Here is an 18,713-nt window from a genome sequence, read left to right on the forward strand (position 1 = left end):
GTGGGGCACTTTTTAAATGTTGTTCCGGGTCCCTTTTCAAGTGTTAGCTACAATCTGAGCCTACCTATTATTTGGCAGAACTGTTCCTGGGAGATCCTCGTTCTTCCCAGGTTTTCAAGTAGCCTGAGATTTTGTTCAGGGTTGAAGTCCTGAAATAACCGTAGTGCTGAACTGTAAATATCAGCGTCGCTCATTACTTCCAGTCGTCCGGTCAGGCCATCATTGGTCAGCATTAGATTTGAGCAAACTTTCACTCTCCATCCGATAAAGATTTTAAATTTCTCGGGTGATTTTCGGTTGTATAAATTTTCCTCATTCAAACTACGTACCCCACCTATGCAGAGATGTACCTCCTCACCATTCATTTTTCTGCTCATTGTTCTGATATGAAAACAGAAAGCCATACGTTGATAATAAATCGTTTCATCTTCCGGTTTCAGTTCCTCTTTTCTTTTTGTCAATGCACTTGGCACTCTTCCCAGGATTTTATGTGAGACTCTGATCTCTGTGTTACCAAAGTTCTCACCTGTAAAATAACTCCTTGCAGCCTCCTCGATCCGGTGTATGAATGTCTGGTGACTGATTGTAAGCTGGTTGTCTCCGAAACTGGGTACGATACAGTTCCTTTCAAGTTCTTCAAGCGTAATACCTGAAGTGTTACTCTCAATAAAATTTGGATGTTCCTCCTGTTCCTCTTCCGATACGATTACAGCATCTTCGACACCAATTGCATCCATCATTTTTGCCATCATTCCGATTATTCTTGGAATGACAGTAAGTTCATTAGTCATTGTTTCCATACTCTTGTTATTTTTTAGTCGGTTAATAAAATGCGATGAAACAAAAAAAGCCAAGAGGTTTATTTCTTTGCTTTTATGAATATACCTCTTAGCTTCTTTATCCCTTTGAGTATTGAAGTTGCTACCTCCAATACGGTTATTATTACGTCTGCTTTCTTGTCATAATCCATTCATCAGACGTACTATCAGTTTTCAGTCGCAGCATCAACGGCCTTGACTTCACCCGTGGCAATCTTCTTTTTCCCGAATTTGCCACTATACTTCTCCGCAAGCTCGATTACTACTGAACCTGCCACGATAATCTCGGCCACATAAGCTGCGACCTTCAATCCTTTAATTAAATTTCCCATGTCTCTTAGTTGTTTTAAATTGTTAGTTATTATTTCTATTCTCTTATATACATATTTCTCATATATAAGGCTTTGAGGGGAAATCAAGGAAGGGGGAGAAGAAAAAAAATAGACCAATCTTTCGACTGGTTGTGACAGTTGAACCGTTGTAAACAGCTCCTCGCATTTACTTGGCCTGTCATGCGGCATACATTCTTTCGTGGGGAACTTTATGTCTTGTCCACATACTGGAATTGCTACGCATCATCGAATCGCCATCTTATCCATCGTCTGAAAATAAGCGTGACCCGGTAATTGTTCTTATCATTAATGCTTGAAGCTACGCACCTTATCTTAATGGTGCTGTATTATACTCCAAGCTATTTCATCATATATAAGAGTTTGAGGGCTTTGGAAAAGGGGAATTATAAATGGAAACAAAATTAAATAATCTCTGCTACCGATTATCAGCAACAGAGATTACTTATTGAATATGGCTAATGTCTGTGGATTATAAGATATGACCGTGATAATCAAAAAAGAACTCTTTCTCTTCAGTATTAATATTTAGTTCTGCACTTCTTTTTAATCTGTCTTTAACATAATCTTTCTTTTCCTCGTCCAAGTCAGGTGTCTGATAATCTTTTTCATATGTAGTGTTTGCTAATTTTTTATGTCTTTTGAAAGAAGTGTCAAAACCTAATGCTTTTACTATATCATACACTTTGATCGCCATCGTATTAGGCAATTCAATACACTCCCCATTTGCATTCATTATTTTATAAGAATTACCTTTAGGTGCAATTTGGGTTAATATACCTTTAGAAACTAATGATTCTACAACACTCCGGATAGCTAAACTTACCTGATGTTTCTTCTCAATTTTTAGCTGTTTGATTTCCTTTTTGAGTTCATTCTTATCTCCTCCAAATTGAAAGCGTCTAATCTGGATGTATTCAAAGAACTCCTTTTGTAATAAATCAATAACTGTTTTTGAAGCTATTTTCTCCTTAGTTACTTGACACAGTAGATCTATTTGTTTGATCGGTTGAGTGCCAATCGACATAATACTTATTTTATCACTTAAAACTGCAATTTTCTCATCTATGACAAACATTTGCATTTTGAATTTCAAAGTCTTCTCTGCAATGGAAAAAGCTAAGGCGATTTGCTCTGTTTCTGAAAGTTCCTTAAAACTTTTTTGAATCTGTTCTTCTACTCTATTGAGACTTTCTTGAAAACGTTTTTCTTCTTCACCTTCCCAAGCCCGCTGACGCATAACAATAGCATTCCGATATTGTAATAGCAATATTCTTTTGCTCAAATTAAGTTTGAACTCCATATAGCTATAATTGCTATCTTGAAACAAGCTGTAAATAGATTTATAATGCTCATTTAAATCTGTAATATATTTATCTTCTATCATTACACATATTTTCTTTATATCAGCCTGTTCCTTATCTTTTAAATGTTGCTCTAACAGTTGAAATAGCTTTTCTTTATAATTTTCCATGACTTTACTATTTGGGGTGAAGATAAAAAATACTTTGATAATAGGATTTTAAAACTGTGTTTTTTATTACTTTTGCTTTTAATTATTAACAGTTGCGTAAGTAAGATAAAATCGGATAGTTAAAAGCTTGGTTGACATTCTGTTGACACAAATAAAAAAGATCCCTAACAAACTGTTGAATAACAATCTATTAGGAATCTTCTTTGTGGACCAGCCTGGGCTTGAACCAGGGACCTCCAGATTATGAGAACGATAAGATGATATTCTGCGATAGCTTGTTATCGCAATTTTTATTGAAATTCAACCAGTTACGTATTTCTCTATTTCCTATGGAACTCACTAAATCCCCCTAACTGAAACCGTTTGTTTACGCATTGTTTACGCAGAATTAGGGAGTGAATGTTGCCATCAAATCCATTTGACTATAGCATCTCAGCATGTAATGTTAATTAATACCTCATATTTTACCCAAGCCTTGGAGTTGTCGCAAATAATTTATAATTTTGCGACAAACAGAACGTGATGGCAAGCATAGAAGAGAATATTTTGACAGCTATTAAAGCCAAAGGAAGAGGAAGCATCTTCTTTCCTTCTGATTTTACGTCATACGGTGAAGTAAAGGCTATTGGCAAAAGTCTTGAACGACTGACTGCAAAAGGTGATATCATCCGTTTGGCAAGAGGTATATATTTATATCCTGAGATTGATACGGTCTTGGGACTTGGCATATTGATGCCATCCATAGAACAGATTGCTGAGATGATAGCCCGCAGGGATAAGGCACGTATTGTGCCGACTGGTATTTATGCGCTGAACAAATTGGGTATATCTACTCAAGTGCCTATGAATATTGTTTATCTGACAGACGGTGCACCACGCAAGGTAAGCCTTGGAAATGGTCGTTCGATACAGTTCAAATACACGACTCCCAAGAATCTTTCATTCACAAATTCACTTGCAATGCTGGTTACGTTTGCCCTAAAAGAAGTAGGGAAAGATAATATAACCGACGATATAGCCAAGCAAATTAAGAATGTGCTTCAGAAAGAGCAAAAAGAGAACGTGCTGGCAGATGAGGCACTTATGCCAGCATGGATAAGAACCTTTACAAGACAAGCGTATGAATAATTATTTCCAACTATCCAAGGAACAACAGCAAATGGTGTTTACCCAAACAGCCAATAAAACAGGCTTGCCTGTACAAGCTGTAGAAAAGGACTTATGGGTAACGGCAGTATTACAAATGGTATTCTCATTACCTATAGCAGACCATCTTGTATTCAAGGGCGGAACATCTCTTAGTAAGGTATGGAAAGTGATACGACGTTTTTCCGAAGACATAGACTTGGCCATTGACCCGTCCATTTGGGGATTTGAGGGAGATTTGACGAAAAAGCAAATCAAACGGCTACGTAAGGCTTCTTCCATCTTTGTGCGTGACGAACTTTGCCAGTCATTACAAAGGGCGGTTACTGAAACAGGTATGGAGAAATGGCTGTTAGTGGAAGCTGACCCTGACGGTGAAGGTGATGGGACATACCCGGAGCCAAGAGTGATACACATTCGTTACAGGTCTCTTTTCGATGAAGATTTACCTTATTTGCATTCAGAGGTAAAACTGGAGGTTGGTGCTCGTTCCTTGCTCGAACCCACAGCAGAAGCAACGGTAACAAGCATTGTAGAAGACGCATTACCTATTAGCACGATAGTTAAGCAGGTTGTGATACCCACAGCCTTGGCAGAGAAAACATTCTTAGAAAAGGCATTTTTGTTGCATGAACTTTTTTCATCTCAAACTTCAAGAGAAGCCAATCGCAAATCCCGCCATCTGTATGACTTGGCACAAATGATGAGCACTGACATTGCGACACGGGCGATTGCCAACGATGAACTTTGGAATACAATCCACCATCATCGTGAATTATTCACAAGCATGAGTGGGGTGGATTATACTCCCGACATTCGCAAACGCATAAGGTTGCTACCTCCCGATGATGTTATGGACGATTGGTACAACGATTACAAGGACATGCAATCGTCTATGATATATGGAGAGAAACCATCGTTCGAAGAATTGATAGAAAAAATGAGAGAATTAGAAAATCTATTTCATAATACTAAACACTAAAAATATTGATAAAATGAGATATTGTTTTTCTGGTCACGAATCATTTCCTTGTAAGTCTATGTGGCTAAAGAAGGGATATGATTATTGGGTTGACCGTAATAGATTTACAGACCCTGATGCTGTCGTAAAACTCGGTGTCGGCAAAAACATGGTTCAATCAATTAGATTTTGGCTGAGGGCATTTGGTCTTTTGAATGATGACGAGGCAACGGAGATTGCTCATTATCTCTTTGATGATAGAGATGGAAGAGATCCTTATGCCGAAGATAACGCCACCCTATGGATTCTTCACTATATGTTAGTAGTGACAGCGGTTTCAAGTATTTATCGTCTGTTTTTTGTTGACTTGCAACGTGAGAAGAAAGAGTTTGATAAAGAACAAGTTCTTTCATTTATCAAAAGAAAGTGCAATGTACCTGAACAAAAAAACGTGTTTAATGAAAATACTGTAAAGAAGGACATAAGAGTGCTTTTGCAGAACTATCTTGCACCGACAAGTCCGAAAGGATACGAAGAATATGCGAGTATTTTGTTAGAATTAGGTCTTCTCCGTGAGAACGAAGGAAAGTATTCATTCAATGAAATTTCTATAGAGCAAGTTAATCCTTTGATTATTCTATTTGCATTGGTTCATATAGCCGGAGAGGACAAAACAGTTTCTTTTGATAAGTTACAAGAACTATCATTGATATTCTGCATTCCCACTTCTTCTTTCTTGATGGTAGTACGCTCGCTAAGTGAACAATACCCCAAAGAAATTAGCTACACAGATAATAGCGGAATTAGAAATGTACAATTTCTCCAGAAATTAAATATACTTGAAGTGCTGAATAGATATTATAACAACGATGAAATTTAATTTATCTATAAACATAAGCCAAGGCGTGAGCGATAATTTCAATTACATCGTTACGCCCAATGCACAAAAGGTGTATGGCAATATAGTCGATAGCTTCCAATCAGGAATTCACTCATTCTTGATAATTGGAACATACGGAACAGGAAAATCTAGTTTCCTAATGGCTTTAGAACAAGACCTACTCAACAATAAATCAAAATTGGTATCGGAAAGAAGCGTTTTTGCAGATGCCAAGAGTTTTGAGTTTATGAATATCGTAGGAGACTATTCATCTCTTTCGACGTTGTTATCAAAGGAGCTGTCAATTGCTCCTTCCGATGATAGCAAAAACGTTTTTAGTACACTGACAAGGTATTTGATAAAATTAAAGGATCAGAATAAATTCTTGTTTATTTTCATTGATGAATTTGGCAAGATACTTGAACATGCAGCCAACAATAATCCAGAAAAAGAACTATATTTTTTACAGACATTAGCAGAGTTTGTTAATGTTTCATCTCGAAATGTAATACTTATTACCACACTTCACCAAAATTTTGGATCCTATGCTCACAAACTTACAGAAACTCAAAGAAATGAGTGGTTAAAGGTAAAGGGGCGTTTTAAAGAATTGGTTTTCGCAGAGCCAGTAGAACAACTATTGTTTTTGGCAGCCGAAAGTCTAACCAAATCAAAGACAATGACAGATAATGCCAAAGAGAATTTCCTTGAAATATTTTCGTTGGCAAAGAAAAATAAAATCATATCAGAGTCGCTGACAGTCAGAACGTCTAAGATGCTATATCCATTGGATGCGGTAGCTGCTTCATGCTTGACACTGGCTATTCAACGGTATGGGCAGAATGAGAGAACACTATTTTCTTTCTTGCATGACACTGCATCCAACTCAATAAACAGTTTTCTCCCAAATGACACAACGACTTATAACTTGGCTGTTGTCTATGATTATGTCATATATAACTTCTACACAGCTTTGGCGGAAACAAATCTTGACTCTACCAACTGGCGTGCTATTCGTGTTGCCATAGAACGAGTAGAAAGCGGAATCATTAATAAGAACAACATCGATGATGCACTTAAAATTGTTAAGTCTATCGGTTTGCTTAACTTGTTCTATAATGGTGTGGTCGTTGATTTAGCATTCTTGGAGACTTACGCTTTAAAGGCATTGGGCATAAAGAATCCAAGAGGTATTATTGAGAAATTGACCGCGAACAAGATTATTCGTTTTGCTGCATATAAATCTCAATTCATTTTATTTGAGGGTACAGATATAAATATTGAAGATGAACTATATAAGGCAGCCACAATTGTACCTGTACCAAAGTTGGTCGCAGCAGAAATTGCTCCTTATGTAAAGAAAACCGTTGTCGTAGCATCTGCCTCATACTATAGGACTGGAACTCCTCGTTATTTCCAGTATGTAGTTTCTAATGAACCATATGATGTAGAACCAACAGGTGACGATGATGGCTTTATAAACCTGATTTTCCCTTTAGAGGATATTAAAGATTGCATATTGAAGTTGTCTGCGAGTTCAGGCAAAGCCATAGTCTATGCCTACTTTAATGATACAGAAAAAATTGTCAGACACCTATATGAAATAAAGAAGCTGCAATATCTCCTTGATAATGTGGTGTTGGAAGACCGAATCGCAAAAGGAGAGATACTTAAGCAACAGTCCTTTGAGGCGCAATTACTTAATGAAGCTATTAATAGTTGCGTTGAAATGCCCAATGGTCAGGTTGAATGGTTTTTCAATGGAGAACAACAGATAATAAAGAGTCGAAAAGATTTCAATAAACTTCTGTCTACTGTTTGCGATGTAGTATATAATGAAACACCTATCATCAGAAATGAATTATTTAACAAGCAGAAAATAAGCTCGGCAATTTCTTTGGCAAGAGTGAACCTGTTAGATGCAATGATTGAGCATTGGCAAGAAGAAGATTTTGGATTTTCTCCAACCCAATATCCGCCTGAGCGTACTATATACAATACATTGTTTAAGAGTTCCGGAATCCATCGCCAAAACGAAGATGGATTGTGGATCTTAGGAGAGCCAATTACTCCAAATCTTCAATCGCTATGGACTGTTTGCTCTGATTTTTTAGCAAAAAGTACAGAGAAAGCCTTTAAACTGTCAGATTTAGTAAAGACATTAAAAATGCGTCCATACAAATTGAAACAAGGTGTCATAGACTTCTGGTTGCCCATCTTTTTATTTGTAAGGCAACAGGAGTTTGCGCTTTATAATGGCGAAACATTTGTTCTGAATATTAATAAAGAATTGTTTGAGCTATTGCAGAAACGCTTGAATGACTTTACGATAAAAGCTTTTGATGTTAACGGTATCAAATTGGAGTTATTCAATAAATACAGAGAATTCCTGAATAAAGAGCGTGGAGAAACCATAACATCCAATTCTCTTATGGATACAATCCGCCCATTCTTCAACTTTTATAACGGCTTGAACAAATATGCCAAGACTACTCGTAAATTTGATTACGATGTGACCGCAAAATTTAGAGATGTTTTAGCAACAGCAAAAGACCCATGCAAAGCATTTCTTGAAGATATACCAGCAGCTTTGGGCTACAATGATTTTCATAATGAAGAATTTGCTGCTCAGTATTTGCAGCTTATCAAAACCGCTGTTCACGAATTGGTTATCTGTTATGATTTGTTTATAGATCGTATTGAAGATGCTGTGGTAGGATATTTAGGACTGCCTCACGACTATATAAAATATAAAGAGATTTTGGTTCAGCGTTATTCAAGTATAAACAAAGGATTGTTAACAACTAAATCTAAATCATTTTTGGATAGAGTCCTTGCTCCATCTGATAATAAGCGTGAGTTTTATGAGAAAATAGGTTTGGTGGTATTCGACCGTAAAATAGAATCTATAGAAGATAAAGAAGAAGCTTTGTTTTTATCGAATCTTACACACTTGTTTGGAGAACTAGAACGATATACAGCGTTCAATGAAGTTAATAATGAAACTGACGAAGTGGCATTTAACTTTGAATTGGCGACTAGCAAAGGTGATTTCAAATCAAGTAGGACTTATCGTCTTCCTAAAGTAAAACTTGCAGAAGTTGCAGAAATTGAAAATAGGATACAAACACTATTATCTGGTAACGATGAGCTAGATGTTTGTATATTGCTCAAAATGTTGAACGAAAAATTGCGATAAATATGGTACGACACATATTGGGTATATCAGGAGGCAAAGACAGTGCAGCATTAGCCATTTACCTCAAGAACAAATATCCACAAATGAAATTGGAGTATTATAATACTGATACAGGCTGTGAACTGGCAGAGACAGAACTATTGATAAGTCGTCTTGAAACATACCTTGGTGGTATAACGATGTTGAGAGCCGCTGCTGGTAGTCCAGAGCCAACACCATTTGAACATTTTTTAAAAGCGTCTGGTAACTACTTACCTTCGCCTCAAGCTCGTTGGTGCACTCAGAAAATGAAATTAGCCGAAATGGAGAAGTTTGTGGGAGATGCACCTACAATTTCCTATGTTGGTATTCGTGGAGATGAAGACCGGGAAGGGTATGTTTCCACTAAACCTAACATTCAAGCTATATTCCCTTTTCGCAAGAATATTTGGAGTGTGGATGTTGTAAACAAGGTACTTAGCAACAATAACATTGCTCAACTCTTAGAAATATATACTTCATTGTGTGATGAAGAAACTTTGAGCGAAGCGAAGAAGATTATTGAGAAGCCTCTCACAAAAGATTTCTATTATAGTAAAAAGACCAATTCGCTACTAGATTTGGATACAAAACTATTTAATAAAGCTGTATTTAAGTTCCTCAAAACTACGGATTATCCTGTAGGTAAACTTGACGATTTCCCATTAGTTGATAATGACGATATTCTCGTGAGGGATGACATATTCCGAATCCTTGAAGAAAGTGGTGTCGGTATACCTGATTACTACAAACCCATTAAGTTTGAAGTTGACGGAAAGATTGGTACGTACAATCGTAGTCGTTCTGGTTGCTATTTCTGCTTTTTCCAACAAAAAATAGAATGGATATGGCTTTACGAGCAACATCCTGACCTCTATCAAAAAGCAATGGATTTTGAGAAAGGTGGTTATACTTGGAATCAAAATGAGAGTTTGGCAGACCTTATCAAGCCAGAGCGTATCCGTCAAATTAAATTGGATGCTATCAAGAAACAAGAGGCTAAGCGTCAAGCAGGCTCATGCCGATTAGCAGACTATATTGGTGATGTTGATGAAGATAACTTTTGTGCGAATTGTTTTATATAAAAAATGTAATAATATGAAGTATTCTAATTTAGAGTGGACTATTGGTGAACTGATAAATTTAATAGAATCTCAAAAAATCAACCTCCGTCCTCCTTACCAACGAAACTTTATTTGGTCCTCAAAGGATCAGAAATTGTTAATTGACTCTATTCGCAAAGGTTATCCTTTACCCAACTTCTTTATTCTGAAAAATAAGGATAATACATTTGAAATGGTTGATGGTCAGCAACGTGCTATTACAATATATAAGTTTATAAAGAATGAATTTCGTGATTCTTCGAAACGTTACTATAAAGATTACAATGAGAACACATTTATGAACTATAGGATAAATGTTGTTCTGTTGGAGGAGTTCAATGGTAGTACAGAAACGAAGGAAGAGTTCTTTTATTTAGTTAATAAAAGAGGAGTGCAGTTAAATCCTTCTGAAGTAAATCATGCGTATTATCATGATACAGATTTCATGCATCTTGTCAATAGAATGTCCGAATATCAACCCTTAATAGACTTGGATATTTTTACTGATAAGACTGTAATGAGAATGAATGATCGAAGTCTCGTAGAAGAATTAGCAGCATATCTGATAAAAGGTATTACAGATAAAAGAAATGCTGTAGAAGAATTGTTTGAGAGCAAAATAAAATCAGATGTATCAGAATTGAAATTCACACGTTTTTGCAATATTATTGATAGGGTAAATGCTATTCAAGACATAAAGCCAATCAACGAAACAAGATACAAACAGCGTAATGATTTTTATACACTATTTTGTTTTATAGATAAACATATCGATGATTCTATTATCGTATTGAAAGAGCAATATAAAATTCTATTGTATATAAGTGATAATGGTATTATTTATCCATCAAATGACGACTACGAGTTGTTCAAAGAATATGCTATTAATTGTGTAAGTCAATCTAATTCAAAGCGAGCTAGGGAGAAAAGGCTGCTATTCTTTGAGAATATGCTCGCAAATGAGTCAAATACACCGAGCGAGGAACAAATACAGTTAATGGATTTTGCCCAAAATGAACTTGAGGAAAATCTTTCTACTAAAAAATACGACAAGTATTTACTTGTAAATTGTATAAAGTAATTATGACTATGATAGTAAATACACCATTTATCTATGATCGCAATTGTATTCGTATATACGAAGAAATCACTAATAATGCAATTACGATTGATGGTATTGACTATTTTGTTGATTCTATCAGCCCAGGATACAAGAATAGCAAAGGTGCCAATTCTTATGTATTCGCTTTATATCAAGCACAAAATTATATAGACGATGGTAGTTCTGTTCCTGATAGAGTTATTAAGATCTCTAATAAAAGAGATAATAATAATTCAGTATCTGAAGGCAATAAACGTTTCTATAGAGAGATTGAAGCTTTAATTGAATGTAAAAAACGCCATATTCATAATGTAGTTACAATTGCTTCTTTTGGTCAATTGTCTTGCAAAGTAAAAAAAGAAGGCGGCAAGGGTCCTACATATCTGTTCCCTTTCTACACAATGGATTATGCTTCTGGAGATTTAAAAAACTATTTAGAGAATAATGATATTCCATTTGGGAATAGAATAGATTTATGCCTACAAATAGCTAATGGTCTGAAAGAATTGAAAGATATAGGATATTATCATAGAGATCTAAAACCTGATAATATACTCATGTTTGATGATACATGGAAGATTGGTGATCTTGGGCTTATAGCATTTCGTGATAAAGACAACATATATGATAAGAAAAATGATTTTATTGGTCCTAAAGGATGGCTTTCACCAGAAGCTATGAATAAGTATCTTCAGTCAGATAATAATAAATACAAATTTGACTGTAATATAGATCACCAGTCAGATGTCTTTCAATTAGGAAAGGTCTTTTGGTATATACTTCAAGGAAATGCACCTATTGGAAACATTCGCCGATCTGATTTCTTTGATGGGCATGATGACATATATAGTGTATTGAAATATATGCTCAATCATTCTAAAAAGAAACGACCTATATCTATTGATTATGTGATTAATGAGTTAAGTCGCATCATGCAGAAATATAAATTTGTATGTTGAAAACTGATGTAATATGGCCGGACAGTAGGCGTTTCATGTCGCGAACAGAGTGGGAGCCACTAGGCTTCTTCTCTGAGGCATTGTGTAACGCTACAACATTCGATATTAAACTGGGATTCTTCTCATCATCAGCGATCAATGTGTTAGCTGATGGTTTTGCCGCATTTCTTTATAACGGTGGTAGAATGAGGTTGATTATCAACGATGTTTTGTCCGAGGAAGATCGCAATGCTATTGTGGTTGGTGAATCGGAAGTAAACACACCGTACTTTGACCTTAATGCAATAGACTGTATATCATATACTCTTTCTAAGCGTGATAAACATTTTTTTGAGTGCTTGTCTTGGCTTATCAAAAATGAGCGTATTGAAATAAAGATTATTACACCCAAGGTTGGTAATGGTATAGCACACTCTAAATGTGGTATGTTCTCTGACGGTATTAGTAAAGTGGCATTTGATGGTTCATGTAACTTCTCAAGAATGGCTCTTGTAGAAAACATTGAGAGCATCAATGCATTTTGTGATTGGGATGGAGAGCGAGACAAGAACCGTATTAACGATATTGTCAACGATTTCAATCGTACATTCTCTGGTGAAGATGATACGGTCAAGTATCTTAAAGCTGACCAAATTATCACGCATATCACAAAGACCTATAAACATAAGGATATAAAGGAGCTTCTAGAAGATGAACAACGTATTCTTTATAGTAGGACAGAGAATAGCACGTCGGATTCAATCCGCAGGATTTTAGAACGTGCAAAAGCCAAAGTCACAGTAATAGTTGATACCTTGAATAAAGGGAAAGAGAATATTAAAGAAGAGCGGTCTGTACCACTATCTCCTCAATTTCCATTTCCTGAACCAAGGCCATATCAAAAAGAGGCTTTCAATAACTGGAAGGCATCACAAAAGGGATTATTTGCAATGGCTACTGGTACAGGAAAGACTTTGACCTCACTGAACTGCTTATTGCAGATTTACAATAAATTTAAGTTCTATCAAGCTTTGATACTTGTGCCTACGATTACCCTTGTTGAACAGTGGGAGGATGAATGTAAACGATTCAATTTTAGCCACATTATCAAAGTGAGTTCTAAAAACCAAGGATGGAGATCAGAGATTGATGACATAAAACTAAAAGAGAGTCTTGCCGAGAGCGATGAATCATCTTTGTCGTTTATTATCATTACCACGTATGCATCTTTCTCAAGAGAATCTACATTTAAGCAGCTCATGTCATTGAGTAAGAAAATACAGCGACAGATGTTATTAATTGCAGATGAAGCTCACAATATTGGTGCACCAAATATCATGTCAAAGTTAGATAGGGTGAAGATTCTACGCCGTATTGGTTTATCTGCCACCCCCGAACGTCAATTTGACGATAAAGGAAACAAGGCTGTTATGCAATTCTTTGGGTGCGATGCCCAATATACATTTGAGTATTCTATGAAGGAAGCTATCGACAATGGATTTCTTTGTCGATATAGATACTTTCCACATGTTGTACGCTTGAATGAGGATGAAATGGCTGAATACAAGAAGATTTCTTTGCAGCTTGCCAAGTTCTATAATATAGATGAAGGTTCTTTCTCTGGTGTGGATGATATTCTAATGCGCCTATTACTCAAACGTAAGAGAATCATTCATAAAGCCCAGAATAAGGAAGAAGTATTCCGACAAATCGTAAGGCAACGCTTTGAAGAACGCGGAAGTCTCAAATATACACTTGTTTATGTTCCTGAGGGTATGCAACTTGACTGTTCCACTCAATATGCTACAACCGACAATCCAACTGATGATATGGATGTAGATAAGTTGATTGACAAATACACTCAAATTGTTCAAGAAGTTAGTCCAACAACTACGGTAAAGAAGTTCATATCTGGTATTCAGAACAGAGACGAAGTGCTGAGTAAATTTTCTACTGGTGATATCGAAGTGCTTACGTCCATGAAATGTTTGGATGAAGGTGTTGATGTTCCAAGAAGCGAACTTGCAATTTTCTGTGCAAGTACAGGAAATCCAAGACAATTTATCCAGCGTCGTGGTCGTATATTGAGAAAACATCCCGATAAGCATATCGCAATCATCCATGACCTTGTAGTAGCACCAGAATTTGATTCAACAGAGGAAAATTACAACATGGAACGTAACTTGCTAAAAGGAGAATTGCAAAGGGTCAAAGACTTTGCTAGATTATCCGAAAATCCAGCCTTTGCATACACTGAATTAGAAGAAATAACAAATTATTATAACCTGTCAATATTCTAACAAAATGGCATCAATGACAAACAACGAAAAGATACTTCAGGCTGTACTACTTGATGATAAGCTGATGGAGTTTGGTGGTTACACTGCGGAAGACATTGGCAATATATACCAAGCAATAGACTCCGACAATTGTGTTATCAGTGCAGTTGCACAAATTATTAGTCGTACAAATGAAGGAGCTACAGAAAGAGAACTTTGGAAAGAGATTAACGATTATCTAAAACGTAACGTATGAGAATCAAATCAATCGATATCAAAAACTTCAGAAGCTATTATGGTGAGAATAACCATTTTGAGTTTTCTGATGGCCTCACGCTAATTCTTGGTGACAACGGAGATGGTAAAACCACCTTTTTTGAGGCCTTGGAATGGCTATTTGACACAACATCAGAGCGTGCCAACCTTTCCAACGTTTCGGAAATGAGAAAGTCTAAGCTGGAAATTGGCGAACATGACGAGGTTTATGTGGCAATGACTTTTGACCATGATGGAGAGAAGATGGTTGAAAAATCTTTTTCAATCGTAAAGACAGGTCATGATACCTATAGTGTAAGTAATGCTTCTTATCATGGGTACGAGACTAATGGAATTGAACGTGAGTCTGTGGATGGCAAGCAGTTGATAACACGATGCTATGATTCTTTCATTCGTAGATTTAGTATGTTCAAAGGTGAATCTGATCTAAGCGTATTCGATAACGCAGCCTCCTTGAAGACATTGGTCGACAAATTCTCTGATATTCATAAGTTTGATGGGCTTGTTGCTAATACAGACTCATTTGAGCAAAAGGCAAATAAGGCTTTGTTACAAGAGATGAAATCTGATGACAAGATTTCAAAAGAGACAAAATTTCTTGAATTGCAAATGACGCGTCTAAGTGGCGAAATCCAACAAAATAAAGAGGATATCAAGGACAAGAAAGATGCAATCGCCACTTTCTCATCTAATCTCAACAAACTTGAACAAAACCAAGAGACTTCAGAAAAATATCGTGATATCCAAGAACGCCTTAAAACTAAGACTTCAAAGAAAACTCAGCTCATGGCAACAATCAAGAAGAAAGACTACAATCATTGTCTTCTTGACGAATATTGGATATTAGCACCATTTGGAGATGTCCTAACGGAATTTAAACAAAAGTGTGCTGCTCTTAGTAAAGAAAGACGTGTTCAAGAGAAGAATTTCGACAAGCAACAAGCCGCTGCCAAAGCAAAACTTGAGACTATCAAGGAAATTCAAGGTGCATTGGTAAATGGTGCAACAGAACTCCCATGGTATTTGCCTAACCAAGAAACTATGGAAGATATGATAAATGACCACATCTGTAAAGTATGTGGTCGTGAAGCTTCTGAGGGATCTGATGCATATAACTTTATGGTTCATCGTCTCGAAGAATACCGTGCGCATGTTGAAGCCAAGTGTAAGCGTGACGCTGCAATAAAATCCATTGATGAAGAATCTTTATTTAAAAATGACTATATTACCGAATTACATTCACTCAGTATTTCACTCAGCGGTCCCGAAGAATCTAAAATTTTCGGCATATCAGGAGAAATTGACGACTGGCTAAATCTTGTCGCATTGCGAAAAAATGAGTTGAAAGACGTTGAAGAGGATATTCAGGATTTGCAAGACGAAAAGGCTCGTATCCTTATTCAAGCTGGTAATGTTTCTGAGAGCCTCCTTGAGAGTCAGTTCAATGATATTAAGGGCTGGTATGAACAGAAAGAACGAGCATCCGTCAGACTGAGTCAGTTGGAAGATGAATTGGAGAACAATATATCAAAAATGGACGAGTTGAAGGAACAGATGAATAATCTTAATCCTGCAAATTCTCAGGTTAAAATTCTAAAGAAAGTTCACAAGGTTCTAGAGGAAATAAACAAGGCCTTTTTCCGTGCACAAAAGGATAATTTGCGAAGATTCCTCACAGAGTTGGAGAAAAGAGCTAATGAATATTTAGATAAACTTAGTGCAAATGACTTCCATGGAACAGTGCGCTTAGTGCAGACTGCTAACGATTCAACAGAGATTCATCTCTATAGCTCCAATGGCACAGAAATCACCAATCCTTCTGGCTCTCAGAAAACAGTGATGTATATCTCTGTTCTCTTTGCTATTTCTGATTTTACTCAAGAAAAGAGGGATGAGGATTATCCTTTGTTTTTTGATGCAGCGACATCGTCATTTGGCGATTCAAAGGAAAGTGATTTCTATAACGTCATTGATAAGATTGACAAACAGTGCATAATTGTGACCAAGGATTTTATCACTCGTGGTAAAGTTCGTGAAGAAGATATAAACAAGCTGACTTGTTCAGTTTACCGTATAAAAAAGGTGGATGGCTTCGATCAGACTAATATGGCGACTATACGTACGATAATCAATAAAATCAAATAGACAATGGAATCATTATATGAATCATGGGCTAAACGTAATCCCTCTTGGGAACGACGTTACCAATCGACTGTCGTAGATGTATTCTGCGATTATGGAAAAGGTGTGAGTAGCTTCTTGGAAGCTCGTGGTAAAATTTTTGGAGCAGGTTATGAGATTTTCATTATCGCGTTCTTTATCGGATTATATCACAATAGGACAAAGCCATTGATTGAAGACAGAGACAAGAAGAAAGTATTCGGTCAAGCTATCCAATATTGGGGAAATATTGAGAATCGTATCGGCAGAACCTCATATGGGAATATACGTCGCTATATTTTTGCTGCATTAATTGCAAGAACTGATATTGACTTCATTGCATTAGACAAAGGTGAAATTACATTGAGAACTGTAGTTGATAAGATGATGGAGAAAATGGAAGAGTATGCCAACTATGGCTTTGATTACATTGAAGACAAGTTGGCCAACGATCCAAACTATTATTTTAGTGACGTTGCGTTCTTAACGGAAATAACCAATATGCTGGTGGCTTCCAAAACAACAGAAAGTGATAATGACCTTGATGATGAACTGCCAGAATCTCTTGATTAATAAAGTCTAATAAAGAGAACGAAAACAGAACTATATCATGATGCCGTGTTGATGAAATAATATCAGGCTGGGTTCAATACCCAGCCTGTACACATAGGATAAGGCTCAGGATTACCTGTCAACTATCCTCTAAATAATCCATGACACATTCAGGTAGCAGTCTGTTACATTGCACATGATGTTTCATGTAACACAATATGCAACCAGCACTAATGTCACTGTGTAAACGAACAAAAATATCCCCAAGACTTTCATCCAAAAGTCAGAGAACCAAATACCCTCGTTCCGTCTGAGGATTTTGCGCATATTGAACTCATGCTCAGTTAGCATCTTTGCCTGTTTGGAACAATGATTTTCCAACATGGTCTTCCATGTCTCGATAGCTTTATCTAAAAGTTGTTGAAGCTGAGCAAGATGCTCAGATTTTATAGTAGCCTTGAACTGTGTGTTTCGTTCTGCTTTTACAATCGCATTGCAAATGCCGTTGATGATATTGTCGGAACTATCAATAGCAGCCTTTAATGCCACTGTGACATCATCCTCTGCTTTGATAACATTCTGAAGGTCTTGCTGGATTTTCAATAAAGTCTCTTTCGCCTCACGTATTTCTACAAGTAGCTTGTCGACATCTTGTTTCTCTGCCTCTATTTCATGGCTTATTTCAGCCGACTTAAGCATATCATCAACGTTTATTGATGGAGTGATGTTTGATTTTCTAATTCCCATGATTCTTGCTTTTTAATGGTTCATTTATCTGTGAAGTCCTTTTCTGCGTTTACACATGCTGTTTGCCATTCTTGCACAACGACGCGCCCATTCAAGTTCATCCTCGTCCTTATCTCTTCCCCAACCTCCTGTATCAGAGCCACCACCACTTGATGTCGCCATACTTGTAGCAGCATCCAAATATCCTGCAAAGAGCAAAAGAGCCGTGTGCTGTATTTCTTCCAGTTTAGCTAATGGATGTGCTTCCTCCAAAGAACAATTCTGTCGGATGATATTGTCTGCCGCTTCGGGTATCTCCACATGGTAACTGTGATATTCGTCTGTCGCTATATTGTAGTGCTTTATCACAGGCTGTGAAATAGGAGTAATATCTGCTGTCCGTGTTTGTTGGGAAATAGGTTTTGTCGGTTCGGACTTCCTCTCTTGCGGATGGAGTTTCGCCCAAGTAGCCTCTATCTTTGATGGGGTAAGGCTTCGTCCTATACCTAGCACCGATGATTTATAAATGGAGTTGCCGCGTTTGATGGAATAACCGTAAACACCGCCACTTTCTTTCTCTTGCAAATGTACTTTGTAGCCCCGTTTTGTCAGTTCTGCTTCATACTGTTTCCAACTGAATTTGTCCATCTTGCGAAGTATCTCCATACAACAGACTGAGATTGTAGCTAACACTTGAAAAGGGACCCGGGTAGCATTTGAAACGTGTACCA

The 18,713-nt window shown here is 36.8% G+C and carries 14 protein-coding genes and 2 pseudogenes; 11 read left to right on the plus strand and 5 right to left on the minus strand.

From position 1 onward, the window contains the following. Positions 1–50: 50 nt before the first annotated feature. The 3 genes and pseudogenes from DWZ67_RS19420 to DWZ67_RS19430 all read right to left on the minus strand — a co-directional run. Positions 51–800, minus strand: a pseudogene (locus DWZ67_RS19420) (DUF3871 family protein); the annotation flags it as partial. A gap of 185 nt (positions 801–985) precedes the next feature. Beyond that, positions 986–1,150, minus strand: a complete 165-nt coding sequence (locus tag DWZ67_RS20205) for a hypothetical protein (protein ID WP_004292428.1) — start codon at positions 1,148–1,150, stop codon at positions 986–988. A gap of 490 nt (positions 1,151–1,640) precedes the next feature. Further along, on the minus strand, positions 1,641–2,642 hold the full coding sequence (locus DWZ67_RS19430; protein ID WP_120139525.1) for a hypothetical protein: 1,002 nt from the start codon (positions 2,640–2,642) through the stop codon (positions 1,641–1,643). A 522-nt stretch (positions 2,643–3,164) separates the two neighbouring features. On the opposite strand from DWZ67_RS19430, the gene DWZ67_RS19435 reads away from it, so the two are divergent. The 11 genes from DWZ67_RS19435 to DWZ67_RS19485 are packed head-to-tail and all read left to right on the plus strand — an operon-like array spanning position 3,165 to position 17,277. Further along, the gene (locus DWZ67_RS19435) at positions 3,165–3,770 is read left to right on the plus strand and encodes a DUF6088 family protein (RefSeq protein WP_004323950.1); all 606 of its coding nucleotides are present in this window, start codon (positions 3,165–3,167) and stop codon (positions 3,768–3,770) included. Further along, positions 3,763–4,770: a nucleotidyl transferase AbiEii/AbiGii toxin family protein gene (locus DWZ67_RS19440; protein ID WP_007219209.1), complete on the plus strand. Its 1,008-nt coding sequence runs from the start codon at positions 3,763–3,765 to the stop codon at positions 4,768–4,770. Before DWZ67_RS19435 ends, DWZ67_RS19440 begins: the two co-directional genes overlap by 8 nt. Positions 4,771–4,783: 13 nt before the next feature. Next, positions 4,784–5,629, plus strand: coding sequence for a DUF4007 family protein (locus tag DWZ67_RS19445; protein ID WP_120139526.1), 846 nt, complete (start codon positions 4,784–4,786; stop codon positions 5,627–5,629). After that, positions 5,619–8,828: an ATP-binding protein gene (locus DWZ67_RS19450; RefSeq protein ID WP_004323945.1), complete on the plus strand. Its 3,210-nt coding sequence runs from the start codon at positions 5,619–5,621 to the stop codon at positions 8,826–8,828. Before DWZ67_RS19445 ends, DWZ67_RS19450 begins: the two co-directional genes overlap by 11 nt. Beyond that, positions 8,825–9,931, plus strand: coding sequence for a phosphoadenosine phosphosulfate reductase (locus DWZ67_RS19455; RefSeq protein ID WP_120139529.1), 1,107 nt, complete (start codon positions 8,825–8,827; stop codon positions 9,929–9,931). Before DWZ67_RS19450 ends, DWZ67_RS19455 begins: the two co-directional genes overlap by 4 nt. Before the next feature lie 13 nt (positions 9,932–9,944). Next, on the plus strand, positions 9,945–11,030 hold the full coding sequence (locus DWZ67_RS19460; protein WP_004323943.1) for a DUF262 domain-containing protein: 1,086 nt from the start codon (positions 9,945–9,947) through the stop codon (positions 11,028–11,030). An 8-nt stretch (positions 11,031–11,038) separates the two neighbouring features. Beyond that, on the plus strand, positions 11,039–12,010 hold the full coding sequence (locus DWZ67_RS19465) for a protein kinase family protein (protein WP_004323942.1): 972 nt from the start codon (positions 11,039–11,041) through the stop codon (positions 12,008–12,010). Continuing rightward, positions 12,004–14,289: a DEAD/DEAH box helicase family protein gene (locus DWZ67_RS19470; RefSeq protein ID WP_120139527.1), complete on the plus strand. Its 2,286-nt coding sequence runs from the start codon at positions 12,004–12,006 to the stop codon at positions 14,287–14,289. The genes DWZ67_RS19465 and DWZ67_RS19470 overlap by 7 nt, the downstream gene beginning before the upstream one ends. Before the next feature lie 4 nt (positions 14,290–14,293). After that, positions 14,294–14,524, plus strand: a complete 231-nt coding sequence (locus DWZ67_RS19475) for a hypothetical protein (RefSeq protein ID WP_225987840.1) — start codon at positions 14,294–14,296, stop codon at positions 14,522–14,524. Next, a complete protein-coding gene (locus DWZ67_RS19480) occupies positions 14,521–16,689 on the plus strand; it encodes an AAA family ATPase (protein WP_120139528.1) in 2,169 nt (722 codons plus the stop codon). The genes DWZ67_RS19475 and DWZ67_RS19480 overlap by 4 nt, the downstream gene beginning before the upstream one ends. Before the next feature lie 3 nt (positions 16,690–16,692). Next, positions 16,693–17,277, plus strand: coding sequence for a hypothetical protein (locus DWZ67_RS19485; protein ID WP_004323938.1), 585 nt, complete (start codon positions 16,693–16,695; stop codon positions 17,275–17,277). A gap of 183 nt (positions 17,278–17,460) precedes the next feature. Here DWZ67_RS19485 and DWZ67_RS19490 read toward each other — a convergent pair whose 3' ends face one another. Both DWZ67_RS19490 and DWZ67_RS19495 read right to left on the minus strand, forming a co-directional pair. Beyond that, positions 17,461–18,003 carry a hypothetical protein gene (locus DWZ67_RS19490; protein ID WP_007219214.1) on the minus strand — a complete coding sequence of 181 codons (543 nt, stop codon included), beginning with the start codon at positions 18,001–18,003 and terminating at the stop codon, positions 17,461–17,463. Between the two features lie 24 nt (positions 18,004–18,027). Beyond that, positions 18,028–18,713, minus strand: a pseudogene (locus DWZ67_RS19495) (relaxase); the annotation flags it as partial.

Origin of the sequence: Bacteroides sp. AF34-31BH (assembly GCF_003602795.1) — a bacterium.
Classification (GTDB): Bacteria; Bacteroidota; Bacteroidia; order Bacteroidales; family Bacteroidaceae; genus Bacteroides; species Bacteroides uniformis.